The organism is Citrobacter sp. XT1-2-2 (genome assembly GCF_023516235.1).
GTDB lineage: Bacteria > Pseudomonadota > Gammaproteobacteria > Enterobacterales > Enterobacteriaceae > Citrobacter > Citrobacter werkmanii.
Window position 1 is genome coordinate 4,800,030 of sequence record NZ_CP097324.1, and the last position, 25,177, is coordinate 4,825,206.

Annotated in this window: 31 protein-coding genes; 9 read left to right on the forward strand and 22 right to left on the reverse strand. The window is 54.2% G+C overall.

What is annotated here, in order from left to right; translation table 11 throughout:
• Positions 1-67: 67 nt before the first annotated feature.
• Together pfkA and fieF are read right to left on the reverse strand one after the other, a co-directional pair.
• Positions 68-1,030 carry a 6-phosphofructokinase gene (gene pfkA, locus M4I31_RS22780; RefSeq protein WP_006686196.1) on the reverse strand — a complete coding sequence of 321 codons (963 nt, stop codon included), beginning with the start codon at positions 1,028-1,030 and terminating at the stop codon, positions 68-70.
• Between the two features lie 185 nt (positions 1,031-1,215).
• Entirely contained in the window at positions 1,216-2,118 is a 903-nt protein-coding gene (fieF, locus tag M4I31_RS22785; protein ID WP_038635968.1) for a CDF family cation-efflux transporter FieF, read from the reverse strand.
• 325 nt (positions 2,119-2,443) lie between these two features.
• Between fieF and M4I31_RS22790 the strand changes: the two genes are divergently transcribed.
• Entirely contained in the window at positions 2,444-2,902 is a 459-nt protein-coding gene (locus tag M4I31_RS22790; protein WP_085049738.1) for a DUF3757 domain-containing protein, read from the forward strand.
• Positions 2,903-3,115: 213 nt separating this feature from the next.
• Here the strand turns inward: M4I31_RS22790 and M4I31_RS22795 are convergent, their stop codons facing one another.
• The 4 genes from M4I31_RS22795 to M4I31_RS22810 all read right to left on the reverse strand — a co-directional run bounded on the left by M4I31_RS22795 (position 3,116) and on the right by M4I31_RS22810 (position 5,603).
• The gene (locus M4I31_RS22795) at positions 3,116-3,748 is read right to left on the reverse strand and encodes a type VI secretion system-associated protein TagO (protein WP_250856828.1); all 633 of its coding nucleotides are present in this window, start codon (positions 3,746-3,748) and stop codon (positions 3,116-3,118) included.
• A gap of 11 nt (positions 3,749-3,759) precedes the next feature.
• Positions 3,760-4,092: a zinc ribbon domain-containing protein gene (locus tag M4I31_RS22800; protein ID WP_001229865.1), complete on the reverse strand. Its 333-nt coding sequence runs from the start codon at positions 4,090-4,092 to the stop codon at positions 3,760-3,762.
• 101 nt (positions 4,093-4,193) lie between these two features.
• The gene (locus M4I31_RS22805; RefSeq protein WP_001251454.1) at positions 4,194-4,436 is read right to left on the reverse strand and encodes an ogr/Delta-like zinc finger family protein; all 243 of its coding nucleotides are present in this window, start codon (positions 4,434-4,436) and stop codon (positions 4,194-4,196) included.
• Between the two features lie 48 nt (positions 4,437-4,484).
• Positions 4,485-5,603 (reverse strand): phage late control D family protein, encoded by a 1,119-nt coding sequence (locus M4I31_RS22810; RefSeq protein ID WP_023063442.1) that lies wholly within the window; start codon positions 5,601-5,603, stop codon positions 4,485-4,487.
• Positions 5,604-5,760: 157 nt separating this feature from the next.
• On the opposite strand from M4I31_RS22810, the gene M4I31_RS22815 reads away from it, so the two are divergent.
• From M4I31_RS22815 to M4I31_RS22840, 6 genes are read left to right on the forward strand one after another with little or no spacing between them, the layout of a single operon-like run.
• A complete protein-coding gene (locus M4I31_RS22815) occupies positions 5,761-6,954 on the forward strand; it encodes a phage tail sheath subtilisin-like domain-containing protein (RefSeq protein WP_023063444.1) in 1,194 nt (397 codons plus the stop codon).
• Positions 6,955-6,966: 12 nt separating this feature from the next.
• Complete coding sequence (locus tag M4I31_RS22820) at positions 6,967-7,482, forward strand: phage major tail tube protein (RefSeq protein ID WP_129345674.1); 516 nt, start codon at positions 6,967-6,969, stop codon at positions 7,480-7,482.
• A gap of 14 nt (positions 7,483-7,496) precedes the next feature.
• Positions 7,497-7,832 (forward strand): hypothetical protein, encoded by a 336-nt coding sequence (locus M4I31_RS22825; protein WP_000047593.1) that lies wholly within the window; start codon positions 7,497-7,499, stop codon positions 7,830-7,832.
• A 50-nt stretch (positions 7,833-7,882) separates the two neighbouring features.
• The gene (locus M4I31_RS22830) at positions 7,883-7,957 is read left to right on the forward strand and encodes a GpE family phage tail protein (RefSeq protein ID WP_322928566.1); all 75 of its coding nucleotides are present in this window, start codon (positions 7,883-7,885) and stop codon (positions 7,955-7,957) included.
• A complete protein-coding gene (locus M4I31_RS22835; RefSeq protein WP_250856829.1) occupies positions 7,958-11,128 on the forward strand; it encodes a phage tail tape measure protein in 3,171 nt (1,056 codons plus the stop codon).
• A gap of 10 nt (positions 11,129-11,138) precedes the next feature.
• Entirely contained in the window at positions 11,139-11,588 is a 450-nt protein-coding gene (locus M4I31_RS22840) for a phage tail protein (RefSeq protein WP_000979934.1), read from the forward strand.
• A 137-nt stretch (positions 11,589-11,725) separates the two neighbouring features.
• Here the strand turns inward: M4I31_RS22840 and M4I31_RS22845 are convergent, their stop codons facing one another.
• From M4I31_RS22845 to M4I31_RS22920, 16 genes are all read right to left on the reverse strand, one after another.
• Positions 11,726-12,322 (reverse strand): tail fiber assembly protein, encoded by a 597-nt coding sequence (locus M4I31_RS22845; protein WP_250856830.1) that lies wholly within the window; start codon positions 12,320-12,322, stop codon positions 11,726-11,728.
• The gene (locus M4I31_RS22850) at positions 12,322-13,332 is read right to left on the reverse strand and encodes a phage tail protein (RefSeq protein ID WP_250856831.1); all 1,011 of its coding nucleotides are present in this window, start codon (positions 13,330-13,332) and stop codon (positions 12,322-12,324) included. The genes M4I31_RS22845 and M4I31_RS22850 overlap by 1 nt, the downstream gene beginning before the upstream one ends.
• Complete coding sequence (locus M4I31_RS22855) at positions 13,322-13,936, reverse strand: phage tail protein I (RefSeq protein ID WP_085049730.1); 615 nt, start codon at positions 13,934-13,936, stop codon at positions 13,322-13,324. Before M4I31_RS22855 ends, M4I31_RS22850 begins: the two co-directional genes overlap by 11 nt.
• Positions 13,929-14,840, reverse strand: a complete 912-nt coding sequence (locus M4I31_RS22860; protein WP_250856832.1) for a baseplate assembly protein — start codon at positions 14,838-14,840, stop codon at positions 13,929-13,931. Before M4I31_RS22860 ends, M4I31_RS22855 begins: the two co-directional genes overlap by 8 nt.
• The gene (locus tag M4I31_RS22865; protein ID WP_000108898.1) at positions 14,837-15,199 is read right to left on the reverse strand and encodes a GPW/gp25 family protein; all 363 of its coding nucleotides are present in this window, start codon (positions 15,197-15,199) and stop codon (positions 14,837-14,839) included. Before M4I31_RS22865 ends, M4I31_RS22860 begins: the two co-directional genes overlap by 4 nt.
• Positions 15,196-15,825 (reverse strand): phage baseplate assembly protein V, encoded by a 630-nt coding sequence (locus M4I31_RS22870; protein ID WP_061360017.1) that lies wholly within the window; start codon positions 15,823-15,825, stop codon positions 15,196-15,198. Before M4I31_RS22870 ends, M4I31_RS22865 begins: the two co-directional genes overlap by 4 nt.
• A gap of 157 nt (positions 15,826-15,982) precedes the next feature.
• Positions 15,983-16,627, reverse strand: a complete 645-nt coding sequence (locus M4I31_RS22875; protein WP_250856833.1) for a phage virion morphogenesis protein — start codon at positions 16,625-16,627, stop codon at positions 15,983-15,985.
• Entirely contained in the window at positions 16,588-17,082 is a 495-nt protein-coding gene (locus M4I31_RS22880; RefSeq protein WP_250856834.1) for a phage tail protein, read from the reverse strand. Before M4I31_RS22880 ends, M4I31_RS22875 begins: the two co-directional genes overlap by 40 nt.
• The gene (locus tag M4I31_RS22885; protein WP_250856835.1) at positions 17,082-17,615 is read right to left on the reverse strand and encodes a DUF2514 family protein; all 534 of its coding nucleotides are present in this window, start codon (positions 17,613-17,615) and stop codon (positions 17,082-17,084) included. Before M4I31_RS22885 ends, M4I31_RS22880 begins: the two co-directional genes overlap by 1 nt.
• A gap of 101 nt (positions 17,616-17,716) precedes the next feature.
• Positions 17,717-18,157 (reverse strand): lysozyme, encoded by a 441-nt coding sequence (locus tag M4I31_RS22890; RefSeq protein WP_183060178.1) that lies wholly within the window; start codon positions 18,155-18,157, stop codon positions 17,717-17,719.
• On the reverse strand, positions 18,141-18,476 hold the full coding sequence (locus M4I31_RS22895; RefSeq protein ID WP_000543937.1) for a phage holin, lambda family: 336 nt from the start codon (positions 18,474-18,476) through the stop codon (positions 18,141-18,143). Before M4I31_RS22895 ends, M4I31_RS22890 begins: the two co-directional genes overlap by 17 nt.
• Positions 18,477-18,486: 10 nt before the next feature.
• Positions 18,487-18,687, reverse strand: coding sequence for a tail protein X (locus M4I31_RS22900; RefSeq protein WP_001102549.1), 201 nt, complete (start codon positions 18,685-18,687; stop codon positions 18,487-18,489).
• Positions 18,687-19,175 carry a head completion/stabilization protein gene (locus tag M4I31_RS22905; protein WP_016246752.1) on the reverse strand — a complete coding sequence of 163 codons (489 nt, stop codon included), beginning with the start codon at positions 19,173-19,175 and terminating at the stop codon, positions 18,687-18,689. The genes M4I31_RS22900 and M4I31_RS22905 overlap by 1 nt, the downstream gene beginning before the upstream one ends.
• 102 nt (positions 19,176-19,277) lie before the next feature.
• Positions 19,278-20,126 carry a phage terminase small subunit gene (gene gpM / locus M4I31_RS22910; RefSeq protein WP_250856836.1) on the reverse strand — a complete coding sequence of 283 codons (849 nt, stop codon included), beginning with the start codon at positions 20,124-20,126 and terminating at the stop codon, positions 19,278-19,280.
• A gap of 42 nt (positions 20,127-20,168) precedes the next feature.
• Complete coding sequence (locus M4I31_RS22915; protein WP_001246220.1) at positions 20,169-21,215, reverse strand: phage major capsid protein, P2 family; 1,047 nt, start codon at positions 21,213-21,215, stop codon at positions 20,169-20,171.
• Between the two features lie 40 nt (positions 21,216-21,255).
• On the reverse strand, positions 21,256-22,101 hold the full coding sequence (locus M4I31_RS22920; RefSeq protein WP_016246750.1) for a GPO family capsid scaffolding protein: 846 nt from the start codon (positions 22,099-22,101) through the stop codon (positions 21,256-21,258).
• Between the two features lie 153 nt (positions 22,102-22,254).
• On the opposite strand from M4I31_RS22920, the gene M4I31_RS22925 reads away from it, so the two are divergent.
• Positions 22,255-23,967 (forward strand): terminase large subunit domain-containing protein, encoded by a 1,713-nt coding sequence (locus M4I31_RS22925; protein ID WP_250856837.1) that lies wholly within the window; start codon positions 22,255-22,257, stop codon positions 23,965-23,967.
• Positions 23,968-25,017 carry a phage portal protein gene (locus M4I31_RS22930; RefSeq protein WP_250856838.1) on the forward strand — a complete coding sequence of 350 codons (1,050 nt, stop codon included), beginning with the start codon at positions 23,968-23,970 and terminating at the stop codon, positions 25,015-25,017. It abuts the gene before it with no gap.
• Positions 25,018-25,177: the final 160 nt, after the last annotated feature.

A 25,177-nucleotide genomic window follows, 5' to 3' on the forward strand; every position in this document is an offset into this window, starting at 1 on the left:
CCGGCCTGCAAGTCTCAGCAACCTGAAGGCCGGATAAGCGTAGCGCCATCAGGCGCGAAAAAAACAATCAGTACAGTTTTTTCGCGCAGTCCAGCCAGTCACCTTTGAAAGGACGCTTCATGTTTTCGATAGCGTCGATGATGTCATGGTGAACCAGTTTTTCGTTCTGAATACCTACGCAACGACCACCGTGACCTTCGAGCAGCAATTCAATGGCATACGCGCCCATACGGGACGCCAGAATACGGTCATAAGGAACCGGAGAACCACCACGCTGGATGTGACCCAGTACGGTTGAACGCGTTTCACGGCCCGTTTCTTTCTCGATGTAATGCGCCAGTTCGTCAACGTCGCACATGTGCTCAGTGATCGCTACAATCGCGTGCTTTTTACCTTTCGCGATACCGGCTTTGATTTCAGCAACCAGATCGTCACGGCTGAATTCTACTTCCGGAACCACTACGAACTCACAACCGCCGGCAATCGCTGCCGCCAGGGTCAGATCGCCACAGTAGCGGCCCATCACTTCAACGATAGAGATACGCTGGTGAGAAGAAGAGGTATCACGCAGACGGTCAATCGCTTCGACTACAGTACCCAGCGCGGTGAAATAACCGATGGTGTAGTCGGTGCCCTTGATATCGTTGTCGATAGTGCCCGGCAGACCGATGCACGGGAAGCCCATTTCAGTCAGGCGTTTCGCACCCATGTAAGAACCGTCACCGCCGATAACAACCAGGGCGTCGATGCCACGCTTCTTCAGGTTTTCGATAGCCACCGCACGCACGTTTTCGTCGCGGAATTCCGGGAAGCGGGCAGAACCGAGGAAGGTACCGCCACGGTTGATCATGTCGGACACGCTATAGCGGTCAAGCTGGACCATACGGTCTTCATACAAACCCAGGTAGCCATCATGGATCCCCATGACTTCCAGCCCTTCCGTCAACGCTGCACGCACAACACCACGGATTGCTGCGTTCATGCCCGGCGCATCACCGCCGCTTGTCAACACACCGATTTTCTTAATCATGACTACCTCTGAACTTTGGAATGCAAAATGAAATCTGCTGCCGGAAGTCGATTCCGCATATCGAAACGATCCAACGAATATGCAGATAGTATAACAATCACTTCCTGCTGAATTGATTCAGGTCAGGCCAAATGGTGGTAATTTATACACAAAATGCTGGCCTGGTTCACTTTTTTTACAACGAATTATGAAAGCTCAAACATCTTGCCTTCCTTGGGTACGACCGAACAGGGATCCTGATGAATGATGACATCCGATCCCGGGAAACGTCGCAAAATTGCCTGCTCGACCTGCTCAGCCACTACATGCGCCTGAACGAGCGGCAGATTATCTTCCATTTCCAAATGAATCTGAATAAAGCGGGTCGGCCCTGACTGCCGCGTACGAAGATCGTGAGCGCCGCTGACTCCCGGCCATGACGTCACGATATCAATAATTTCCTGACGTTCTTCATCGGGTAAAGCGCGATCCAACAATGACTGTACCGCCTCATACCCCATGCGTAATGCGCTATATAAAATATAGATGCCAATCCCGAGCGCAAACAAGGCATCTGCGCGATGCCAGCCGTACCATGCCAGCCCAAGCGCAATGAGAATTGCACCGTTCATCATAACATCAGACTGATAATGAAGCATATCCGCCCGAACTGCCTGACTTTGCGTACGCTTTACCACCCAGCGCTGAAACGAGACCAGTATGATTGTGCACACTAACGCAATGATGGTGACAATCACCCCGACACCGGGATCTTTCATCGGCGTGGGTTGGATAAGATGCTGAATCCCGGTCAGGAATAAAAACAGCGCCGAACCGGAAATAAACATGCTTTGCGCCAGCGCCGCCAGCGATTCCGCTTTACCATGTCCGAAGGTATGTTCATCATCGGCCGGCTGCAAAGAATAGCGCACCACCAACAGGTTGGTTAACGACGCCGCGATATCCACCAAAGAATCCACCAGTGCAGCCAGAATACTGACCGATCCGGTGTACCACCACGCAAAAATTTTGATCAAAAGTAACAGCGATGCCATCACGGTCGCCGCGATTGCCGCCCGACTAACCAGCCGCCCATAGGTTTGATTCATAAACACTCCTGCCATCATCTTGGCGTAGTATAACTCATAGCGATGATCGTCTGACGGCAGCGAAGTGTAGAAAATGAGATATAACCGTTTAGCACCAGCCTGCGTTAACAATTATCAACAAAGTGAATAATAGAAAACATTTTATATATATATCATTTAGCATCAATTAAAAATCAAACGACCTAAATAATAATAAAAATCGGCACAGCCTCTGAATTACTCATAATTAATATTGCCTTTACTACTCTTTTTTCATTATATTTTCCTTGCAGGTCACTTATTCACTCTGTAATAGATAAGTCAAGCGAATATAAAGGAAAAAATAATGAAACATAGTATATGTACTGCGCTTACGCTCGCCCTGCTTTCAGGCTCTGCGGCAGCCGCGACGGAAAGCATGCAATGCCCAGCGCCAGAAAACATCACTTATGAAAACCATATTTATACCTCTCCCGTTACCTTATCCGGATGGGAAGGGAGCTGGAATTCTCAAGTACACCAACAGAAGGACATTAAACGCTTCGTCACTGCACTTTATTTTGCAAAAAATAAACTGGCTGAAGGCGTATTAGTCAACTGCACTTACGAACTGGCAAACGGCCAGGAAATTGACCTGACGTATAGCCGTAAAGGGAAAGAGAATATACTCAGCAATCTGATTGTGTCGATTGAAGGAAACGATAACTGGTATCCTGAATCGGCCGCGAAAACCGAACGTTTTTATGATTGCGACAAGTCAGCAGACGCCTGCGAATTCGAACCACTGCAGACAGTCTATAACTGATTCCTTCTCCCTTCGCCTGCCACCCAAGCACGCCCCATCAGAGACCGTTTTTTGGGCAAAAAAAAACCCCCACATCATGTGGGGGAAGACAGGGATGGTGAAGAAATCCGGCCAGTAACACAATGGAATAAAAGGATTTATTCTAATCTTCGTCTACATTTTGACTACACTTCGACAAAAAAAGCCCCGTGCATTACGGGGCTGCACACCGCATTACTTCCATCCACACGCTTTTTGAAGTGGCTTCAATGCCTCTGACAGACCAGCAACATCAAATGTCGCACTCACGGGACTTTCATTGTAAGGCGTGATCTGAGTAAACATTGAGTTAGCCTGGCTCAGCGCCTTGACGAACTCGATGACATTGCCACGATAAAATACCGATTTGGTATCGCTAGATATGTCCCATGTTTTCGTTTTTGCCTTCTGTTTATCCAAGCGAGATAACATCTGTGTTTCGTTCAACCCAAGATAGGTATCCCAATTGAGGAAAAGTTCTGTTTTTTTCTCGCGGCAAGTGATGTAAAGACTTGGTGTGATCGATTCCCCAAACTGCGACCGGAAAGAATCATTAGCAGAAAGGCTAACATAAACATTCTCTGAATCATCCACGGGTGAAGTTTTCGTGGATACCTGCCATTTTCCAACACCTACTACTGGCTTAGCCTCTTCGGCTACTTTCGGTGGAAGAACCTTATCGTAACAAGCTAAACGCGCATCACTTTTTTCCTCGGATTGGCATTTCATTAATGCGTCATTGTTAATATCGGCTTTAACTGGTTCTACCGCATACGCTGTTGATACAGCAGAAGAGCAAAGCGCCATAGCAATGATTATCTTTTTCATACCATTACCTTTCATGATTTCGGGCGAGTAAAGAAAACAAACATTCCGATAATGATATCGCCAATAACCCAGATGGTTCCCAGCATCATCATCCCCAGCCCCGTACCAATTGCGGCTCCGGCCCGTTCTGCGTCTGAGGCTGCGTTATTGATAACGTCACTACTGCCGCCAGCCCCGGCAAAAATGCAATAGATCATAAAGATGTTAAACAGGATAAATATCCACTTAACGATCTTGCCAAAAAATGAGCGCTTCGGCTTTCTGACCTGATGGCCGCAAGACGGGCATTTAAACGCTGAATCACTAATTTCTTTACTGCATTCCGGGCAGTTTACTAATGCCATTTTCCTAGACTCCATAGACATGGTTACATAACCACCATAAAGCCTATCAGTTGATTTTGTTTGAATAAATAAAAATTAACCCGCCATATAGGCGGGTTATTTTAGAGTGCCAGCGATAACTGATCTTCGCCGTGGTGACTTCGTGGAAAAGCTTCTTGTGGCACCATCGCGCCGGGCGCTGGCTGGGTCTGATTTAGTGAACCGTCTATTTCCGTCATGCTGGTGAAACAGTACCCGCACAACATATTTTGACACTGGTGATAGCTGCGCCGTACAAGCAAACTCAGCTCAACGCTGGTTCTGGTTTTTGCTATTGCACGGCAGCGAGGACAGCGCATTGCCATACGCGGGCCTCCTTTCAGGACTGGTTAATATCAACGCAAGTATAACGCTTAAGACGTTGAATCGTCACTCTCCGCTGTCCAGTCGTCGATTTTTACTTCCAGTTCCAGCGACGTGGTAAACCCTCCCCCGCCAATATCGTGAACGCACCGCGTTATCGTCCAGTTCCCACTGTCGATCGTGGACTTAAAGCCGTAGACGCTGGCGGGCTGTTCCGGGTACAAATCTGCGCGGCCACGCGCCAGGGTGATGCTGAACGTAGCCGCACCGCGCTGCAACTCCCGCCACTTAGCCGCAGCGGCACGCTTCGCCGCCTTTTCCGTCTTGAAGGTTTTACGTATAACAAAAACGTTACCTTCAGCCCCGGCCAGATAATCACCCTCTTTTTTGCTGGATGCAGGCTCTTTCTTTTTGGCCTGGCTGGTTCGTCGCCTGCGGGTTGTTTTCTTCACGGTAGTGGATGGTTTCTTGCCAAAGTTGAGATCAAGCCAGTATGCAGTTACGCCCGTGTACGCGTCGCGGTCAGCTACGTTAAAGCTATGTTTATCACCGCTTGACCGGACTATCTCGATCACCGGCAGCGGCTTGCCGCTCTGCGTCACTCCCTTGCCCGGCGTGATAAACAGAAGCATACCGTTTTTAATGGTTGCCACCGCGCCCAGCATTTCGGCCATGCGCGTTAAGAAGCTGATATCTGATTCACTCGTCTGATCGGCGTGGTCTATCTCAATCTTCGCCAGTTCTTCGCTGACACCCGCACGCAGATCGTAGCGACTGGCAATACTGGCGACCACATCCCCCACGGTAATATCGTGCCAGCTATATTCCCTTTTCACGTTGAAGGTATCGCGGAAATCTGCGCTTCTGGCACTGATCGTTAGCTGGTCAGGCGGGCCTGAATGACCTATCTCATCAACCGTATACACGCCCTTAAAAACCAATGGATCATTATCCCAGCCCAGCGCCACCGATATCTTTGCGCCGCGTGGTGGTAATGCTACCTGCCCGTCTGCATCATCCAGAGTCAGATCCAGCGTGTCCGCTTCAAAGCCCCGGTTATCTGTCAGGGAAAGAGAGATCAACCGGTTATCCAGCGCCGTAAGCTGATTACCTTCAATTTCAATACTGAACGCCGGGCGCGGCGAATATCGGTTTTCTGTCGTGTCCATATCAACCCCTTCATCATGATGGGGTACATCGTCGCCACGCGCGCGCGCATGAACAACGCCCCGTCATTGTTGCAGGTTGCTGACAACCCTTATCCATCGCATCAGCCTGCCATTGCCGCAATGATATTCGCAGTCATTAAACTGGCGAGGCAAATACATGGCCACTAACTACCATCACGGTGTAACCGTCACGGAAACCACCGACCTTAGTACGATGATCACCGACATTGATTCGGCGGTGATCGGCGTTGTCTGCACCGCTGATGATGCGGACGAAACAGCGTTCCCGCTGGATACCCCTGTACTGATCACCCGCGTGGCTAACATGCTGGGCAAGGCAGGTAAAACCGGCACCCTGTTTACCACCCTGAAAGCGATTTCAGACCAGACCAGCCCGCAAACCATTGTTATCCGCGTTGCTGATGCTGCAAATATCGAACCGCCAGAAGGCGGCACCGCACAGACACAGGATCAACTGGTTATTGGCGGCACCGATGCAAACGGACGCTTTACCGGCATGTACGCGCTGCTGTCTGCCGAAATGCGCGTAGGCGTGCGCCCGCGTGTGCTGGCTGTTCCCGGTCTTGATACGGAAGCGGTGGCCGCACAACTCGGCGTCATTGCCGAAAAGCTGCGCGCGTTTGCTTACGTGGCAGCGAACGGCTGCAACAGCATCGCCGAAGTGAAGGAATACCGCGAACAGTTCTCCCAGCGTGAAATGATGGTTATCTGGCCTAATTTCATCTGCTACGACACCAACGCCGGGGCGAATGCCACCGTGCCCGTGGGTGCCCATGCGGTTGGGATGCGCGCCAAAATCGACGCAACGCAGGGCTGGCATAAAACCATTTCCAACGTGCCCGTTAATAACGTGCTGGGGATGGATCGGGATATCTATTTCACGTTGCAGGGCACCGATACCGACGCCGACGAACTGAACGCAGCAGGCGTTACCACGCTGATCAAGCAGGACGGCTACCGCATCTGGGGATCGCGTACCTGCGACGCGGAAACGTATATCTTCGAAAGCTATACCCGAACCGCGCAGATCGTTGCGGATACCGTCGCCGAAGCACATTTCGCCTATGTTGATAAACCGCTTACCCCGTCGCTGGTAAAGGACATTGTGGACGGCATCAATAAGAAGCTGACCTCATATGTGACGGCTGGCAAGCTGCTGGGCGCCCGCTGCTGGTATGACCCGGAACCGAATACCTCGGAAACCCTGCGCAATGGTCAACTGACCATTAAGTACAACTACACCCCTGTTCCACCGCTGGAAAATCTCAGCCTGGTACAGGAGTTCACCGACGAATATTTCGCTACGTTTTCCAGCGCAGTGAATAACTAACCGGGGGCGCTTATGGCACTGCCTAAGAAACTCAAATATTTCAATATGTTCTTTGACGGGGATAACTACTTCGGCATGGTGCCGGAAATCACCCCCGCCAAACTCACCAAAAAAACCGAAGACTACCAGGCGGGCGGTATGCCGGGTTCGGTTGCGGTGGATCTGGGCTTCGACGCTGGCGCCCTGGATATGGATATCACGCTGGGCGGCATGGATGCCGGGCTAATGAAAAAATGGGGCGTTACCACTGCGGACGGAATACAGGTGCGCTTTGCTGGCTCTTACCAGGACGATGCGACCGGCGACGCCGTACCGTGCGAAATCCAGACGCGTGGCCGCTTCACTGAACTGGATCCCGGTTCGGCAAAGGTTGGGGATGATACTTCGCATAAGTACACCCTGAAAAACACCTATTACAAGCTGACAATCAATAGCGAAGAAATTATCGAAATTGATGTGCTCAACATGATCTACAAAGTTGCCGGTGTGGATGTACTGGAAAAACACCGCGCTAACATCGGCTTATAAGGAAACCCGGCACCATGAGCAAGACCAAAGAAAACACCGTTATTCTTACCGCCCCTATTACGCGCGGTAAGACCAAAATCACCGAAGTGGCGATCACTTCCGTGCTTAAACAGGCTGGATCACTGCGCGGCTTAAAAGCCTATGACGTGCTGACGTCCAACTATGACGCGCTGGTTATTCTGCTGCCCCGCGTTACCGCTCCGGCATTAACCGCCGATGAGATTGCCCGAATGGATACCTGGGATTTTTGCCAGCTAGCCAACGCGGTGGTTGATTTTTTGCAACCCTCTTCGGATCTGACCGCGACGGATACGGGCAACGAATCATCCGATGCCCCTGCGAACGCATAGAAGACCTGATGGCAGATATCGCCGTCATATTCCACTGGCGGCCGGTAGAGATGGACGCCATGACGGTACAGGAAATACTGTTATGGCGTGATCAGGCGGCTGCGCGCAGTGGTGGAGATCACTAAATGGCAGACCGCAATTTAAATATCAGGGTGGCATTCAGCGCCCTGAATAATATGTCCCGCCCTGTCAACGCGGCGCGCCAGAGTGCCGCCGCGTTGGCGTCTCAAATCAATCAGACCAAAACCAGCATTAAAGGGCTTGAGCGTCAGGCAACCAGCTTTGACCGCCTCACCGCAGCCAATAAAAAAACCACCGAACAACTGGCCCAGGCGAAAGAACAGGCCCGGCAAATGGCGGCGGCTTATGGCCCGTTACGCCAGCGCAGCGCCGAACAGGTTGCCGCCCTCAATCAGCAACGTGCAGCCATTCGCCAGTTAACCCAGCAGCAGAAAGGCGAGCAGACGCAGCTTAACCAGTTGCGCGCCAGCTTCTACAGTGAAGGCATTGCGATCAGCAGCGCCAGCCGGGCGACGGAACAGATCAACCAGCGCACCGCGCAATACAACCGCCAGCTTGCCGAACAGCAGCGACGGCTTGACGCTGTTAACCAGGCGCAGGCCCGTTACAGCCGCGCCAAAGAAACCGGCGAAAAGATGATGAGCGGGGGGATGAAAACCGCCGCAGTAGGGGCGGCAACCCTCGCACCTGTCGCCGCTGCGGTTAAATCATACAGCAGCCTTGAAGACGCCATGAAAGGCGTAGCCAAACAGGTAAACGGCTTGCGTGACGACAGCGGCAACCGCACCCCGCAGTATGAAGAAATGCAGCGGGCGATCATGGATGCCAGCGAAAAGCTACCAATGGCTAACGGCGCTGTTGACTATGCCGCCCTGGTCGAAGGTGGCGCGCGCATGGGCGTGGCAAACAGCGATGATCCGTGGGAAAAACAAAAAGCCGATCTGCTGGCTTTCGCCAGCATGGCGGCAAAAGCTTCGGTAGCCTTTGAACTGCCCGCCGATCAGCTTTCTGAAAGTCTCGGTAAGATTGCCGGGCTGTATAAAATCCCTACCCAGAATATTGAACAGTTGGGCGACGCCATAAACTACCTGGACGATAACGCGAAGTCGAAAGGCTCCGATATTATCGACGTGCTCCAGCGCGTTGGCGGGCTTGCCAGCCAACTGGATTACAAGCAAGCCGCCGCGCTGGGTTCCACCTTTCTGACACTCGGCACCCCGGCCGAAGTTGCCGCCAGCGCCACCAATGCCATGGTGCGCGAACTCTCAATCGCTACGGTTCAGGGCAAAAACTTTATGCAGGGTCTGGACGCCCTCGGCCTCAGTGCCGAAAAAGTCCAGAAGAGCATGTCAGTGGACGCGATGGGCACAATCATTTCAGTGCTGGAAGCGTCCAAAAAACTGGCCCCGGATCAGCAGGTAGCCAACCTTACCCAGATTTTCGGCAAAGAGTTCGGCGATGATGCGCAGAAACTTGCGAACAACCTGCCCGAACTACGCCGCCAGATAGAACTGACGCAGGGCGCAGCCGCTAAAGGTTCCATGAATCGGGAATCTGATATCAACAAAGCTTCCCTTTCTGCTCAGTGGCAACTGACCAAAACCGGCGCGGTTAACGCATTCAGTTCAGCGGGAGAAACGCTCCGCGATCCGCTGATGGATATCATGCTTACCGTCAGCAAAGTGATCGGCAGTGTCCGCCGCTGGGTTGAAGCTAACCCGGTGCTGGTTGGCTCAATCATGAAAGTTACCGCCGCCATAGGTGCGCTGCTGGTTGTCGTGGGTGGCCTGATGCTGTCCATCGGCGCAGTGCTCGGCCCGATGGCACTTGTTCGCCTCAGCTTCACCACGCTGGCTGGCTCCGGTGGGGTAACTCCCCTCATAGGCTCGCTGGGAAAATTATCCAGCACATTACGCGGGCTGATCCCCTCACTATCTGGCGTGGGTCGAAGTATTAAAGACTGGCCTGCCCTCTTCCGATCTGCTGCGTCTGGCATTACCCAATTTAGTAAACAAGCTATTGGTGGGTTAAACACAGCGTTAATGGCACTTTCACGCGGTGCTGTTGCTGCCGGACAGGGGCTATTTACCCTATTCACAAGGCCTATGACGGCTATAACCTGGCTTGGTAATGGCCTCAGAACTCTGGCAACCTCCGGTTTCGGCGCTTTGCTGAACGTTGGACGCACCGTAATGATGGCGTTGGGTGGCGGGTTATCATTACTTCTTAGCCCTATTGGAATACTGGTAATCGCTTTATCAGCAGCAGCGATCGCCGTTATTAAATTCTGGGAACCTATAAAAGCCTTTTTCACTGGCTTTTACACCGGGTTAATGAGTGGCTTACAGCCTTTAACCGCAGCATTTAGTACAGCCTTTGCACCACTGGCCCCACTCTTTGACTCTATCGGTAATGCTGTCGGTGGCGTCTGGGAGTGGTTCACAAAACTATTCGAACCTATCCAGTTCTCCAGCGAAGCGCTAGCCTCCTGCACCAGTGCCGGGGAAACGTTCGGTAAGGTTGTCGGTAACGCTCTATCTGCATTAACACCAATAATCGAAGGAATAGCGCGCGGTATAGGATGGGTACTGGAAAAACTCGGCGCCATACCCGACGCAACAAAAGCAGCGCAGCAAGCTGCGGAAAGTATGCACAAAGACCCTGTTGTCTGGGAGTGGGATCCGCAGCAAAAGAAAATGGTTAAAAAGGGTTGGAACTGGTCGCCGAAAGACGATCAGCAGAAGAAAACCAACCAGAAGCAACAGCAGGCCATTGACCAGCAGAAAAAGCAGGAAAGCTTAATTAACTCGCTCAAAGGCCCGGCCAACATCGTGCCGAAGATGAGCAGCAGCCTAGACAAGATCGCCACCAATATCACGGAGAAGAAAGACGGGCCCGGCGAAATCGTCTTCAAGAATAAGCAGCCCTATATCCCGATCCGTGGCGGATATTCTGAACCGCTTAAGCAGGCACAGCGCCAGCTACCATCCCTTACCGATTGGGTGACGCAGCAGGCCGGATCGCTGATCGCTTCCGTTACCCCCTGGCAGGTTGACAGGCCCGCCGCACGGGTGCCCGTTTCGGCGTCGCCGTCTGCGGCTTCCGTCGCTGCGCTGATGCCTGCACCGGGTGGCGATGTATATAACCTTAACTTCGACTTTAGCGGCCAGAAACTGGATGAAGAAACCATTATCAGGCGCGTGCGCGAAGAACTTGCGTTAGCGAAGCAGCAGGCTGACCGGCGCAAGCGTTCCCAACTGACCGATCACGTCTAAGGGCAATATCATGATGATGATTCTGGGGATGTTCCCCTTTTCACTGCAAACCACGCCTTACCAGAGTGCGAATAAAACCAACTCCTGGCGGCATGTCAAAAACGATCGCGTGGGGAAATCCCCGCGCTATCAGTTCATCGGTGCAGATGAAGAACCGTTCGTACTCAGCGGCACGCTGTACCCCGAAATAAGCGGCGGTGATGTGTCGCTTGTCATGCTGGAAACTATGGCTTTTTCCGGGCGCCCATGGCCCCTTATAGAAGGCACAGGCAGGATCTACGGCATGTATGTAATTGAGCAGATCACGCAAAACCGGACGGAGTTTTTTAAGGACGGGAAAGCAAAGAAAATTGATTTTACTCTCAACCTGAAACGGGTAAGCGAGGACATACGGGAAAAGCTGGCCGAAACGACCACCGACGATCTCTTCTCTCTGGTGAAAACCAACCTTTCGATATAAGAAAAGCGGGCTCTTGCCCGCTTCCCCTCCTGGCGGCACCGCCATAACTGACCGTGCTACAGCACCGTTAAAAACGACTGTACTCGATACGCACGGCCAGCACGGTTAGAACCGGCCATGCGTGCCGGAATGGAAACTTATTCCGGCTTATCCGGCCAGGTAATATCCGGCGCTTTCGAGGTGTCCGCCGCTTGCACGGCTTTGATGTAGTTCATCCAGGCGATCAGGCTGGCTTTATCTTCATCGCTGATAACGCCTAATTGTAATTCTGTTTGCCACAGGCTGATCGTGGCCTGAGCCTCAGCCAGTAACATTGTTTTCTGTTGTTCGGCCGCTTTCACATCCATAGCGTGCTGTGCTTCGGTATCCGTCACCCATTCGCTACCGTTCCATGTATCGTATGCCGTAGCAGGTGCCAATGTGGTTGTACCCTCCGGGTAATCACCAGGCAAATAAACCATCATCGCATCGCCTGTTTCAGTGCTGTATACCGTTTCACCACGATGATCGGCGACGTATTCCCAGGCGGTAAAATCGGCTGTCCGGCAGATAGCGAAACCATCTCTCTTTTCTCCCGGTGCGTCAGCACATGAGTTTGCAGGAAGACCTACACCCAAGGCCAGATATTCAACCGATGAAGAAAGATATTCGCGCGTCTCGCCATCGTAGTTAAACACCTTAATATCACCGGCCACGGTGGCGATAAACTCGCTGTTTAATTTTGCCTGCGTCATTATGCTGCCCTCACGATATAGTTAAATGCGACGTTACGCGGACGGTTTTCTGAAGCTGTAGGCACTACGAGGGACGCATTAAAACCGATCCCATACCCTGCTGATTGTTGGGCTAAGGAGCCTCCACCATGAACAAAACCTTGCGTAGCATATAGTACCCCCGTAGCATCCTGTTCGAACCCATAAGGAGCAGCAGATGGAATAGAGCCTGTTATGTTGCGAATAGCATCACCCTGAGCAGTCAATATCTGCCGTCCAACATCCACACCGCGCCCATCATCCCAGCCTCTCAAAAACTCACCGCGCAAATCTGGTAATACACCAGAAGGGTAAGCCGTCGCCAGCTTCGGATATTTGGCCTTATCGAACGTTGCGCCATTGCATTTTAGCCAGCCTCCTGGCGGCGTTGCCTGCGGCCACGGAAGCGGAAAACCTGCCGGGAAATATTTATCAAAATCCGACTCAAGCAAATATTGCGCATGAGGATCAGCCGCAGCCACATGCGCCGCCAGTTGCTGATCAACATAGGCCTTCACCTGGATTATCTGATCATCAACATACTGGCGCGTTGCCAGCACTACCGAAGGGTCAATTTTCAGCGTCACGGCGGCGGTGCTGCTGACGATCAGGATCATGCGGACAATCTGAACGCGCCCGCTCCCCTCCTGCAACTGCGGCTTATAGGTTTCCGCACAGTTGGCTACGGCAATCATATCGCCGTCTTTATCGAATAAACCGATTTCACGGATCCACCATCCGCCCACATCTTCGGGGATCACCTGTTCGGCAATAATCTGGTTGGCGTTGTTCGGGTCAATACTCAGGCTATTGAGCGGCGCGCGTCGCAGCTCGTGAATCAGCGCCGTTTGTGCCGGGTTCGGCGTCGGCAATGCGCCGTTACCATCGCCTACAGCCATCTGGGTTATATCAACCTGCGCACCCAATGCCGTGGCATTTGCCAGTTTCGCCGCGCCTATATTGGTTAGCACGGCATAATATTTAGTCGCCACTTGCGATCTCCACGGTGTCAATTAAATGGATTGCCGCCCCGGTGTAATCATCACCGCCCACGGCTATGGTTTCAGGGAAATACGGGTACACGGTCAGCGTATCGCCGGAATAACTGCCCGCGCCGATATACAGATCGCCGGTTGTTTGCAGGTGAAGAGACATTCCCAGCATATGGCGGCTGCACGGCTTTACATCGGCGATCAGGCGTTCAAGCTCCTGATAGGTTTCTTCACTAATCCCCTGGTCTTCCACGCCAATATCCAGCGTGAAGGTACCCGGCGCGGTGTCTATGTTCCACCACTCGTTAACCCGAATGAAGAAGCCGAACGGCTCCACAACCCGACGCATGGCGCCCGTTGTACCTTTGTACTTATGCAGGTAGAACGCATCGGCCACCGCTTTTCGTTTCGTGCTGATCGGCCAAGCCTCATCCCAGCGATCAACGGAGAAGGCCCACGCCAGATAGGGCAACAGATCAGCCCGACACGTCCGCGGGTTCCACAACTGGCGCAACGGCACGGGCACTTCACCCAACGACGCACAGACGCGAGCGGCGACGCGCTCCATTCGGCTAGCGCTCGGCGGTAACAGGTCATTACTCATCGTAACCACCCACCGTTATGGTGTATTCGGTGCAGTGTGATGCCTGGTAGTCACTCAGCACGATATCCGCAACAGGCTGCGCCAGTTCAACGCGCTGGACTCCTTCGACATGTAGGGCTGCGTAGATTGCCGAAAGACGAATATCGCGCCCTAAGCGATTCTGCGCGGCAATATACACCTGTAACTGTTGCTCCGATGCCTGCCGGACAGGTTCGGCTTCCGGCCCCGGATAGATGTAAAGCGTTGCATCGATCTGATACGGCACGATCTCCGCAGACTGCACCGTTACCCTGTCGGCCACCGGGCGCACCTCTTCATCGTTCAGGGCAGCAGCGACCACGGAAAGCAGATCATCGCTGGCCGTTCCGTCACCCTCACGCGACAGCACCGAAATGGTGACGCAGGCAGGCGTAGGACTGACCGCCGAAATATCAGCTACGCGCCCGTCAGCCGAACGCCCCCAAAACTCATATGCCGCCGTTGGCCCGGCCACGCTCAGACCTTCAAAAGCCTGCTGGGTACGCGTGCGTAAATCCGCGTCTGACTCCATCACGGCTTCAATTGGCGGGGTAACGCTGTCGTCTTCTTCCTGAATGGTCAGACGTTCAACGTTGAAATTGACCGCCAGATTATCCAAATCGCTATCTGTGGAATAAGCCAGCATCACCGCGCGGGCCGCTTCATTCACCCGCTGGCGCAACAGCAATTCGCGATAGCAATTTTCTTCCAGCAGCATGGTGATCGGCTCCGATTCAAGCTCAAGCGTGCGGGCGATCTCTTCCTGTTCGTCTTCCGGGTACATCGCAATAAATGCGGCCTTGCGCTGCGCGAAAAGCGTTTCGAAGTCCAGCGGTTCAACCACCACGGGCGGCGGTAGCTGCGATAAATCGATCGTGCCGCTCATGCCTGGCCCCTCAATGTGATATCGGCGTTAAATGGCGTCTGATTGTCGGTGCGATTGGCCTGGATAGTGGCAACCAGCCGACCGGCACCCGGCGCGCTCAGGGTGATACTGGTCAGAGAGATCCGCGGTTCCCATAAATACAGGGCGCTGTAGATGGCAGACATAACGCGCAGCTTCGTTATGGCGTTATCGACCGGCTGATCTATCAGGTTGAAAAGCTGCGAACCGTAAGCGCGGCGCATTACACGGGAACCGATCGGCGTTAACAGAATATCGCCGATAGACTGCGCTATATGCTCGTTGTCGGTGATGGCATGGCCTGAACCGGCATTCATGCCGCTGTAACGGACTGTACTCATACCGGGCCACCTGTATTACTGCCACCGGACTGGACGCCGCTATGTTTGTGCGAATGGACAACGACACCATTAGACGAAAGCGATCCGCCTGAATGGGTAATATTGCCCTTCATTTCCCCGCCGTTTTGTACTTCCAGCGTGGCGGTGATCAGCTTGTTGGTGCAGACCACTTCCGGCGTGTCCAGGGTAACGCGCGTATCTGCCTTGACAGTTACCACCGGCACGGTGGCGGTAATGGATTCCGACGCGGTGACGCTTGCCGTTTTCACCCCGCTGACAACCAGCGCGCTGGCCTCCGGGTCATATGAGATACGGGCGCCATCCGGGTGCAGGATCACGCAGGAGGTAGCGCCAGCATCTGGCGGCGGTGCGTCTTCGCTGTAAAGGCTTCCGGCAATGAATGCCGTTTCCATCTCACCGCAGGGGCACAAAATATAAACCTGCTCGCCCACTGTCGGCGCCCACCACGTCACTGCTTCACCGGCGCGCGGCACTGCCCAGCGGATCCAGTCGGTTTTGTTCTCGCCGGTTTCGACGCGTGCAAGATACTTTTCCGTATCCACTTCCAGCACGGTGCCAATGCGGGCGAGATTGCAGATAAGGCGATAGAGTTCGTTTAAATTCATAGTGCTGACTGTTTCCCGTGGTGCCGGTTACGCTGTCCGGCGTCGCTTCCACCCGGTAGCAGGCTTTACGACCGTTTCGGCTTTTGGGTTATGCAGTCAGTATCAGGAGTCGCGCGCGCGCAAACAACGCGGCGCCATTGTGGCGGGTTGGTGACAATCAAATCTCTTGCATGAAGGTAACAACTGTATCGGCCAGCCAGTCTAAATCCCCCTCGGTCATGCCCAGGAGTTCACGCACCGGGTAACGCGCACGGGCACCCGGCACCACGTTATCAACTTCACCGTACTGGTGAACGCTGGCAATTTCGGCGGTATGCCCCTGATAGCCAACCACGGCCATGCCGCCCGTACCGTAAGCCTTAAGAAAGCGTGCGGTGCGCAGCTTGCGGAACATCGGATCCTTTCTGGTGCGGTTTTGCTTTGACTGGTTGAGATTGATTTCAATATAACGCTGGATATCGCGCTTATAGAACGTGCGCAGGGCACCGCGATCCACGTCATAGCCGGTGATTGCGCGGTGCTCACCCCTGCCCGTGGTTCGCCAGTTGCGTAACTCCCTGGCCTCATCATTCCATATGAACTTTATCCCGCCCTGGGTGCGCAGGATTTTGCGGCGGCGGGCCGGATAGCTTTCACCGCTGGGGTTCTTCTGGCTGGCGATACGCTTTTGCTGGCGCTTACGCAGCCCGATCGCAACGTCGCGCGTCAGCTTGCGACGGTGCCCAGGCGAAAGCTGCGCGGCAACGCTGGCTAACCAGTCGTCTAACTGTTGGAAGAGGGGATCGGTTTGTTGTCCTGCCATGTTTCGCCGCTGACCTCATCAACAAATACCAGTGACCACGCGCCAATTTCTGGCCCCGGTGCAGGGTCAGCACGGTGACGGGTGACGATCTCGCCATCTTCACGGGTGACGATCACCGCTTCATCAGCCTGAATCTGGATCAGCACGTCCATCGTGCTGTTACTCAGGATATCGGCTTCGAATGTTATGCCGTTCTGCTGCCTGTCCGGGTTAAACAAAAGATCAGGCTGATATAAACGCGCCCAAGCCAGCACCGGCACGCTGATAGTATCCAGCGATTCAGGGTAATCCATCACCAGCACTTCCAGCGTATAGCGATACTCAAACGCAGCAGCACGCTGGCCGGTGCTGACCATACGGCCTTTACGCAGGTAAACCGCCAGATTATCGGGATTCTCACGCAGCCAGGGCACATGCTGGCTTATCATCTGGCGCAGCAAATCGGGTTTAAGCATTACTTATCCCTTCCGGACTTAACCGCATCATACGCAGCCTCACAGGCTAATCCTCTGGCTCTTGCTTCATCAGCTTCTCTTGCCAGCTCCCCCGCTCGCTCGTCAGCCCGCTTAAACAGGTCGGCAAGCAATGCGGCACCGCTGGCTTTTGCCTCGCTTCTGCCGGAAGTTCCGGCACCGCAGGCGCGTTCACGGTCTGCCAGTTGCCTGGCGAGTTCGTCGGCTTTGGCGTGCAGCCCACGAGAAACAGCACTGGCACGATCGGCAGCAGCCTGCACGCCAGCAAGCTGCTGGCTGGTTTGTTTTCTGATCGCATCAATTTCACCTTGTCGGCGTTGTTCTTCTGCCCTGGCCTCAGCCTGCCTTTGCGCCAGCGCGGTGGCGTCGCGTGCATCACGTTGCGCCCACTTTTCACGCCAGTGCTGATCGGCATCACCGTAACCGGCGCAGTAACGCCAGTGGCTAAAACCCCATACAGCAGCAGCGGCCAGCACAAAACAAACGATCACTTTCCAGCGTGATAACAGCCCCATTTCAAAACCTCTCGCCAGCTCGCACCGTCAATACCGGACGTGCTGGAGCACTGTCAAAAATGACCGCGCTCGATACGCACGGCCAGCACAGTTAAAAATGATCAGGCCAGAAATAACGTGCGCTCGGCTTCCCGACGCTTAACCAGCCCCGGCAACACCTTTCCGCCTGCTTTATTCCATTTCGGAAACTCAGCCGCAGCCCCGGCGAAATCGCCAGCATTCATCTTTTTCAGCAGCGTGGAACCTTCCAGCGCCTTTACGCCCAGGTTGTAGGCAAAATCAACCAGCGCATCGAACTGATTTTGATTGATAGTGACTTTAACCAGCCCCGTAACGCCTTTTTCATACTGCACCAGACCGCTACGCAACAGGCTATCGGCAGTTTCCTGCGTAATGGTCATGCCCTTGCCAACCGGCACGCCGTTGACGGGTTGAGTCCATCCATAACCGATCGTCCAGACGCCTACAGAATCCTGATAAGCGGCCAGCCTGCACCCTTCAAAGCCTTTCAGCATGTTGATGCCGTTATTGCTCATCTCCACCTTTCATCCCTCCGATTCGGTTTTCGATAAACCCGGTAACTTTGTTGCGGACTTTATCCGCTCCCATAAATCCGATTGAGGCGCCCACGAACGTTACTGCGTTGGACGGAAGCCCCAGATATTCCAGCGAACCGGCCACAGCAAGCGTGACAATCCCACATACCAGCGATCCGGTGGCGGTTTTAAGCAAAGACTGCCCATCGTAAAGGCTCATTAGCGCCGAAATACTCAGCGCCGCACCAGCCGCAAACAGTGTCGGCAGATAAGTAGCGATCCATTTCATTGTTTGTTCGAGTAATCCCGGTGGTGTGTCGTGCATACCCTCCCCCTTAATCCCATAGCTGCACGGTTTCCCGCTGGGCTGGCGGCTGGATCTCTGGCAGGTAGACAATCTGCCCGGCCTGCAACTCAGTGGCGGCGGAAATGCCCTTATTGGCATCGATCACCGCCTCGGTAACGCCTGCTGTTCTGCCGTAATAGCGCCAGCAAAGCAGGTCGATCGTGTCGTTTTGCTGCGCCTGAACGTTCATTACACCAACTCCGCCAGGCCCCGGCTTTCGTCCTGGATATCACGGATTGACCAGCGCACATCCCGCCACAGCGTATCGATCTGCGTGCTCAATGCCGCCGCGTGGTCTTCGCCTTTACTGGTGGTGTCAATATCGCGGTAGCCTTCAATCAACAGCGCCTTAGTGAGTGAATACACGGCGTTTTTATAGCGCCATACCTTCACGGAAGTGCCATTCACCGGACTGGCCGGAATTTCTGCCAATGACTCATAGCCCGCATCAATCTGCACCTGGCGCCACAGGAAAAGCTGATCATTAACATGGGCCACCGCTTCCACCGTTCGCGACATCAGGCGATCGGTTGTCACCTGCCCATCAAGACGCATCGCGCGGCGTAGTTCAGCCAGCGAAATGACCGGCCAGAATGGCAGGCTTTCAACCTTCGCGCCGCCATCATCAGGCACAGGATCGGATGGTGGCCGTACTGGCTCAGTGGCTACCAGACTCATGATCTCTACTCCGTATAAGTCAGGCGGTGGACGGCAGGACGAAGACGCGGCGTTGCCTGTTTTCGCCTGCCGTGCCGCCTGGGTGCGCGGGGGCACGTTCGGTTATGACGCCGCCTTCTGGCGGGCTGTCGTGGTTCTTTTCTTCGCTGCCGGCTTGCTTTTAGTGGCGGGCTTTTTGATTTCCCGCTTCGCTTTTAGCTGGGCTGGCGGCGTTGCCGTCTGGGTTTCGGTGCTGTTTGCTTCTGGCTTGCCGTCTGCGCCGTCACCGTCAGCAGGTTGCCCGGACTTCTTAAGCGCACGTTGCAGAAGCTCAATATCACGGGTTACGCCTGCTTTTTTCGGGTTCAACACTGCCGCCTGGCGCAAGTATTCAACCGCAGCGGTAAGCGATTCAACGTTGTCAGTCAGGCGCAGCGTATACCCCAGCGCCTTAAGCAGCTTTGAGCGCACCTCATCCGGCATATCTTCGTTCAGGGTTAAGCCCCTTAATGCTTCCAGCAGGTCAGCGGCGACCGGCGCAACAGCCGGGTTAGCTTTGAATGCAGCCAGGACGGGATCGCAAATTTCTTCCACCAGTACGGTGGCGGTGGTGCGGCGATACTGATCCGGCATCGGCAACTTATGGCGCAATACGTACTGACCAATGCGCAGGGCTTCGGCGATGTTTCCGCAGTCACAACACCAGATCATGACGGTGGTTAACACGTCGTCAGACTGGCCGGAATCTGCCGTAAGTACGCCTTCGATCCACGGCTGATAATCCGGCAGCAGTTCGCGTTTTAAATCCGCTTTAGCCTTCTGGGACTGGACACGACTCAAACGGGCTTTATCCAGTCGCAGGCGGTGAAGCATGGTTTCGTATGCCGTCATTTCAAGCTGCGACGGCTCACGGCTGGCGTGGCGGCGTTCAGCCATCACGCGATTAAAATGTTGTTGAGCAGGTGTCAACATGATGCCCCCAAAGCGGCCAGCAGTTAGCTGGCCTGCGCTGATTTATGGTGCCGGTGCTGGTTCGGCGGCGGTAATGCCTTCGATCAGACAGCCGAAGCCGTAATCTTCAACAACATAGGCATCATTTGACGAACTGTAGGTAGAGACGCGGTTATATTCCGGCTCTTCCACGATACGGCGACGGTGCGCACCTTCCTGCCAGTAAATCGACAGGTTTTCCCACGAAGTGATAAACATGCTGCCATCAGGGAAGAAAGGCGCGATGAACGAAGGCAGGTTGCCGATCGTCTTACGCGATGCGATCAACTGACCGGCGAGCGCTTCGGAGTTCGGGTTATTGGTGCTGACGGCGTTGATGATCGGGAACGAACGGCTAACCGTCAGGTTACGACCAGTGATCACCACCAGATTGGGCGAATCTTTGTACCATTCGTCCATCAGTGAGTTAACCGCGTCATAAACCAGCGAGTCGTAGTTACCGTAATCACCTTTAGCGATCACCTGGTTGGAATCGTCGCGGCTGGTCACGGTGATATCTTTCATGACTCGTTGCGGCGCGTTCGCGCGGTACTGTTGCAGCCAGCCGATACCACAATCCTGCAAAAGCGGGTTGGCGTTGCGGTCGGACTTATCCGCATAGCTGGTTCCGTTAAAGCCGATCATGATGCGGTCAAGCGCGATACGCTGAATGATCTGATTGCTCAGACGCTGCTGGAAATCCGGGAATTTAGCCCAGGCATCAAGCTGCGCATAAGAGGCGAAAGTATCCGCGTTCACCTTATTACAGGTGTACTTGTTCGAATCCAGCGCCGTGACGGATACAGGCTGGCGGCGATCGGTGGTGGAATTGTTGGTGCTGGAAATCGGGCCGCTCACGCCCAGACCGATTTTTTCACCGGACTGATCGTTCACACCGTAGATATTAATCTTCTTCAACATTTCGGAAGACTGCTGCACCTTGTCTTCAAGCGTCTGCTCAACGCTCGGATCAATGCTGAACGCCTTTGTTACGTGGGATTTGTTGATGTGATTCAGTTCAGCTTGTCGCTCAAGATACGCATCAAACAATTCACGGGTAGAATTACGCATAGTTATTTTTCCTGTACTGTTCCTTCGTTACTGACGGCGATCAGCAGTCAGCAAGCTGGGCGTTAGATTTTTCAGTTGCGCCGGTCGCTTCCGGACGGCGGTATTTGCTGGCGTCCTGGGTAGAAAGCTGCGCTTTCATCTCGTCGAACTCAGAGCGCAACTTATCCACCGCTTCGGCGGTCTGCTTGTTCTTAAGCTGCCCTGCGCTCAGTTTTTCCATCTTGTCCAGCAATTCACCCTGGCTTTCCGCTACCAGTTCAACCGCCTGGCGGATATCGCCATTTTCACGATCGAAGTGCTGGCGGGTTCCGGTCAGCATTTCCTTGATACGGGAAAAGAAATTCTTCCCGGTGTCGGACGCTGGCGGCTCTTCCTGTGCAAATTCAAGAGACGATTCCAGGGTTTCAGTGAAGAAGCATTCAGGTGCGTAGTGACGCGCGGCCAGTGGGTTGGCGCTGGCGTTCTGGGTGCAAAACTTCATCATTTCGGTACCCAGGCTCGCCGGGTTATCGGTACAGGCCAGCCCCATAAGGTAGGCTTTGCCGGTGTCGGCAAAAGACGGATGCACCTCAATGCTATGGTAGATTTTCTGGCGTTTGCCTTTCAGTTCTACCAGTTCGTCCGTGGCGTCTACCTTCACCAGAAGCGCCAGTTTGCCCTTTAACGGGCCCTCGGCAATTTCTTCGGCTTTGGCTTCAACCACGTCACCATACGCGCGGAAATCGCTTGTCGGCGACCAGCCTAAAATGTGCTCCAGATTGACGCGGGCACCATAGACCTGGGGATCGTACTGTTCGGCCATTTCGGTGATGTGCTGACGTTCCAGTACTCGGCCGTCACAGGTTGCGCCCTCTACTGCGGCGCGGAAAAAATTTGTCATTGGCATGGTGACAAAGCTCCGGGTTGGTAAGCGATTGATATTAACCAGTGCCCCAATCATTCCCTTTGCAGCCGGAAGGCGCAAAGCCTTCACTTTGTCGGACTCAGGCGACAACCAGCGGCGATATTGTTGCGCGCGCGAGCGCGATAGCCTGTTGCCATGAATACAGCCGAAGACCTCAGCACAAAAGCCAAAAGCCTCTACTGGCAGGCGTTTAGCATCACTCAGATTTCTAAGGAAATCGGGGTGAGCATTAACACGATCTACAGTTGGCGCCGCCGCTATGAATGGGATAAAGCCACCCCCATGCAGCGGGTGCAGGATCGCACGCACGTTCGTTACCTGCGCCTGGTGGAAAAGGACGACAAAACCCCGAAGGACTTCAAAGAAATTGACCTGCTGGCGCGCCAGCTTGACCGCTTTGAACGGCATGAGCGACGCGACCAGGAGAAAGAGAAGAAGGCGAAGACCCCGAAAAACCATTTCACAGAAGAACAGATAACCCAGCTTCGCGCCCTGGTCTTTGATTCGCTCTACGAGCATCAAAAACGCTGGTTCAAACAGTGGAACCGGCGTAACCGCTTTATCCTCAAATCGCGCCAGATTGGTGCCACCTGGTACTTTGCCCGCGAAGCGCTGTTGCGTGCACTGGAAACCGGAAATAACCAGATATTCCTGTCAGCCAGCCGCGCCCAGGCGTTCCAGTTCAAGCGCTTCATTCAGAAGCTGGCACAGGAAATCGGTGTAGAACTCAAAGGCGGCGATGCCATCGTATTGAGTAACGGCGCAACGCTGTACTTTCTCGGTACCTCTGCCGCGACAGCACAGAGCTACACCGGCGATCTGTACATGGATGAAGCCTTCTGGATCAGCAACTTCATCAACCTGCGTAAAGTCGCCGCAGGCATGGCGACCCACAAAGGGCTACGCCGCACCTACTTTTCGACGCCTTCCAGTGAAGAACATGAAGCCTATCCCTTCTGGACTGGCGATCAGTTCAATAAGCACCGGTCACGGGCCGATCGGGTGGATATCGACACCAGTTATAAGGCACTCAAAAACGGCAAGCTGGGCGGGGATAACATCTGGCGCCAGATAGTCACGCTGGAAGACGCCGTGAATCTCGGCTTCGATCTGGTTGATACAGATGAAATCCGTAACGAGAACTCCCCCGATGAATACGCCAACCTTTACGGCTGCATGTTCGTTAAAGCAGGGGAACGCGCCTTCGACTACAACGCAATTCTGGGCTGCGGTGTTGATGGCTACATGCCGGACGCATGGCCGGACTGGAACCCGTTTGCACCCCGTCCGCTGGGTAATCGCCCTGTCTGGGTTAGCTATGACCCCAACGGCAGCAGCGGCAAAGGCGACAGCGCCGGGCTGGTTGTGCTGGCTCCGCCAGCCGTGCCGGGTGGTAAGTTCCGCGCGGTAGAGCGCCACCAGTTACGCGGCATGGAGTACGAAGAGCAGGCCAAATTTATTAAAGAGATCACCACCCGCTACAACGTGCAGCACATTGCTATCGACGGCACAGGGATCGGCGATGCGGTTTATCAACTGGTGATCAAGTTCTTCCCGCAGGCGGTTAAATACAACTATTCACCGGTTCTTAAGCGGTCGATGGTGCTCAAAATGTTGATGGTCATTCGTGCCGGGCGCTTTGAGTTCGACGCCGGAATGATGGATCTCGCACAGTCGTTTATGACCGTGCGTAAAGTCACCGCAGGCGGCGTTATTACCTACCAGTCCGATCGGGCCCGTGGCAGCAATCACGGCGATCTGGCATGGGCAACTATGCAGGGCATTTACAACGAACCGATCGGCGCGGAAGTGACCGGCGATAACGGCAGTTTTGTGGAGGAGTTTTAATTGAGCGGCAAAAAGAAATTCAGGGAGCCAACTGCTGCGCCAGCCAGCACGGCCAGCAACGCAGCCACCCCGCTGGAAAGCGTGGAATCTTTCAGCTTTGGCGACCCGATCGCAGTCAACGATCGCGCGTCTCTTATGGAGTGCCTCGAATGCCATAACAATGGACGCTGGTATGAACCACCGATCAGCCCCTACGGGCTGGCGCGCATGTTCGACGTTGCCGCCTATCACCAGTCACCGCTGATATTTAAACGCAATGTTATCGCCAGTTGCTACATACCGCACCCGCTGTTGACCCGGCAGGAGTTCACCGCCTGGGTGCAGGATTATTTAATTTTCGGTAACTGTTACATGGAGTGCCGCCGCAACCGACTCGGCCAGCCGATCGAGCTACGGCACAGCCAGGCAAAATATACGCGGCGCGGCATAGACCCGGCGCAATTCTGGTTTGTTCCGCGCTACGTTGACGATCACGCGTTCGAACCTGGCAGCGTCTGCCAGATCAAGAACCCCAGCCCGCACCAGGAGATCTACGGCGCGCCGGAATATCTGGCCGCGCTACAAAGCGCCATGCTGAATGGTGAAGCAACGGTGTTCCGCCGCAACTACTACATTAACGGCAGTCATGCGGGTGTGATCGTCTACCTCACTGACCCGGTGGCGAATAATAACGATGTGGAAAAGCTTAAGAAGTCGCTGAAAGATGCACGCGGCAACGGTGCTTTTAAAAACCTTTTTGTCTACGCGGCAGGCGGGAAAAAAGACGGTCTGCAAATTATGCCGTTCAGCCAGGTGGCGGCGAAGGATGAGTTTACCGGCATCAAAGACGCCACCCGCGACGATCTGTTAGCAGCGCACCGCGTGCCGCCCGTTCTGATGGGTGTAATGCCGAATAACTCCGGTGGCTTCGGCGACGTAGAGAAAGCGGCGAAAGTGTTTTCCATCAACGAACTGGCCCCGATACAAGAAAGCCTGAAAGAGTTAAACGACTGGCTGGGGATCGACGTGGTGCGCTTCAACCCTTACGCACTATTGCAGGCAGCGATCTGACGCCAGCCCGGACACACCCACCACCACCGTGGAACGGCCAGCACGGCCGCAACTGACCACACCGCACGTAAGCCCCTCAGCAGCCCGCTGGCAGGGGCTTTTCTTTTGCCTCAAACCACCACGGCGAACCGAAAACGACGCAGCAGCGAGGCGCAGCGGC

What these genes read in the sequence shown, in the direction of transcription:
- pfkA (WP_006686196.1), bottom strand. Translation starts at nt 1,030, where the DNA reads ATGATTAAGAAAATCGGTGTGTTGACAAGCGGCGGTGATGCGCCGGGC.
- fieF (WP_038635968.1), bottom strand. Translation starts at nt 2,118, where the DNA reads ATGAATCAAACCTATGGGCGGCTGGTTAGTCGGGCGGCAATCGCGGCG.
- M4I31_RS22790 (WP_085049738.1), top strand. Translation starts at nt 2,444, where the DNA reads ATGAAACATAGTATATGTACTGCGCTTACGCTCGCCCTGCTTTCAGGC.
- M4I31_RS22795 (WP_250856828.1), bottom strand. Translation starts at nt 3,748, where the DNA reads ATGAAAAAGATAATCATTGCTATGGCGCTTTGCTCTTCTGCTGTATCA.
- M4I31_RS22800 (WP_001229865.1), bottom strand. Translation starts at nt 4,092, where the DNA reads ATGGCATTAGTAAACTGCCCGGAATGCAGTAAAGAAATTAGTGATTCA.
- M4I31_RS22805 (WP_001251454.1), bottom strand. Translation starts at nt 4,436, where the DNA reads ATGGCAATGCGCTGTCCTCGCTGCCGTGCAATAGCAAAAACCAGAACC.
- M4I31_RS22810 (WP_023063442.1), bottom strand. Translation starts at nt 5,603, where the DNA reads ATGGACACGACAGAAAACCGATATTCGCCGCGCCCGGCGTTCAGTATT.
- M4I31_RS22815 (WP_023063444.1), top strand. Translation starts at nt 5,761, where the DNA reads ATGGCCACTAACTACCATCACGGTGTAACCGTCACGGAAACCACCGAC.
- M4I31_RS22820 (WP_129345674.1), top strand. Translation starts at nt 6,967, where the DNA reads ATGGCACTGCCTAAGAAACTCAAATATTTCAATATGTTCTTTGACGGG.
- M4I31_RS22825 (WP_000047593.1), top strand. Translation starts at nt 7,497, where the DNA reads ATGAGCAAGACCAAAGAAAACACCGTTATTCTTACCGCCCCTATTACG.
- M4I31_RS22835 (WP_250856829.1), top strand. Translation starts at nt 7,958, where the DNA reads ATGGCAGACCGCAATTTAAATATCAGGGTGGCATTCAGCGCCCTGAAT.
- M4I31_RS22840 (WP_000979934.1), top strand. Translation starts at nt 11,139, where the DNA reads ATGATGATGATTCTGGGGATGTTCCCCTTTTCACTGCAAACCACGCCT.
- M4I31_RS22845 (WP_250856830.1), bottom strand. Translation starts at nt 12,322, where the DNA reads ATGACGCAGGCAAAATTAAACAGCGAGTTTATCGCCACCGTGGCCGGT.
- M4I31_RS22855 (WP_085049730.1), bottom strand. Translation starts at nt 13,936, where the DNA reads ATGAGTAATGACCTGTTACCGCCGAGCGCTAGCCGAATGGAGCGCGTC.
- M4I31_RS22860 (WP_250856832.1), bottom strand. Translation starts at nt 14,840, where the DNA reads ATGAGCGGCACGATCGATTTATCGCAGCTACCGCCGCCCGTGGTGGTT.
- M4I31_RS22865 (WP_000108898.1), bottom strand. Translation starts at nt 15,199, where the DNA reads ATGAGTACAGTCCGTTACAGCGGCATGAATGCCGGTTCAGGCCATGCC.
- M4I31_RS22870 (WP_061360017.1), bottom strand. Translation starts at nt 15,825, where the DNA reads ATGAATTTAAACGAACTCTATCGCCTTATCTGCAATCTCGCCCGCATT.
- M4I31_RS22875 (WP_250856833.1), bottom strand. Translation starts at nt 16,627, where the DNA reads ATGGCAGGACAACAAACCGATCCCCTCTTCCAACAGTTAGACGACTGG.
- M4I31_RS22880 (WP_250856834.1), bottom strand. Translation starts at nt 17,082, where the DNA reads ATGCTTAAACCCGATTTGCTGCGCCAGATGATAAGCCAGCATGTGCCC.
- M4I31_RS22885 (WP_250856835.1), bottom strand. Translation starts at nt 17,615, where the DNA reads ATGGGGCTGTTATCACGCTGGAAAGTGATCGTTTGTTTTGTGCTGGCC.
- M4I31_RS22895 (WP_000543937.1), bottom strand. Translation starts at nt 18,476, where the DNA reads ATGCACGACACACCACCGGGATTACTCGAACAAACAATGAAATGGATC.
- M4I31_RS22900 (WP_001102549.1), bottom strand. Translation starts at nt 18,687, where the DNA reads ATGAACGTTCAGGCGCAGCAAAACGACACGATCGACCTGCTTTGCTGG.
- M4I31_RS22905 (WP_016246752.1), bottom strand. Translation starts at nt 19,175, where the DNA reads ATGAGTCTGGTAGCCACTGAGCCAGTACGGCCACCATCCGATCCTGTG.
- gpM (WP_250856836.1), bottom strand. Translation starts at nt 20,126, where the DNA reads ATGTTGACACCTGCTCAACAACATTTTAATCGCGTGATGGCTGAACGC.
- M4I31_RS22915 (WP_001246220.1), bottom strand. Translation starts at nt 21,215, where the DNA reads ATGCGTAATTCTACCCGTGAATTGTTTGATGCGTATCTTGAGCGACAA.
- M4I31_RS22920 (WP_016246750.1), bottom strand. Translation starts at nt 22,101, where the DNA reads ATGCCAATGACAAATTTTTTCCGCGCCGCAGTAGAGGGCGCAACCTGT.
- M4I31_RS22925 (WP_250856837.1), top strand. Translation starts at nt 22,255, where the DNA reads ATGAATACAGCCGAAGACCTCAGCACAAAAGCCAAAAGCCTCTACTGG.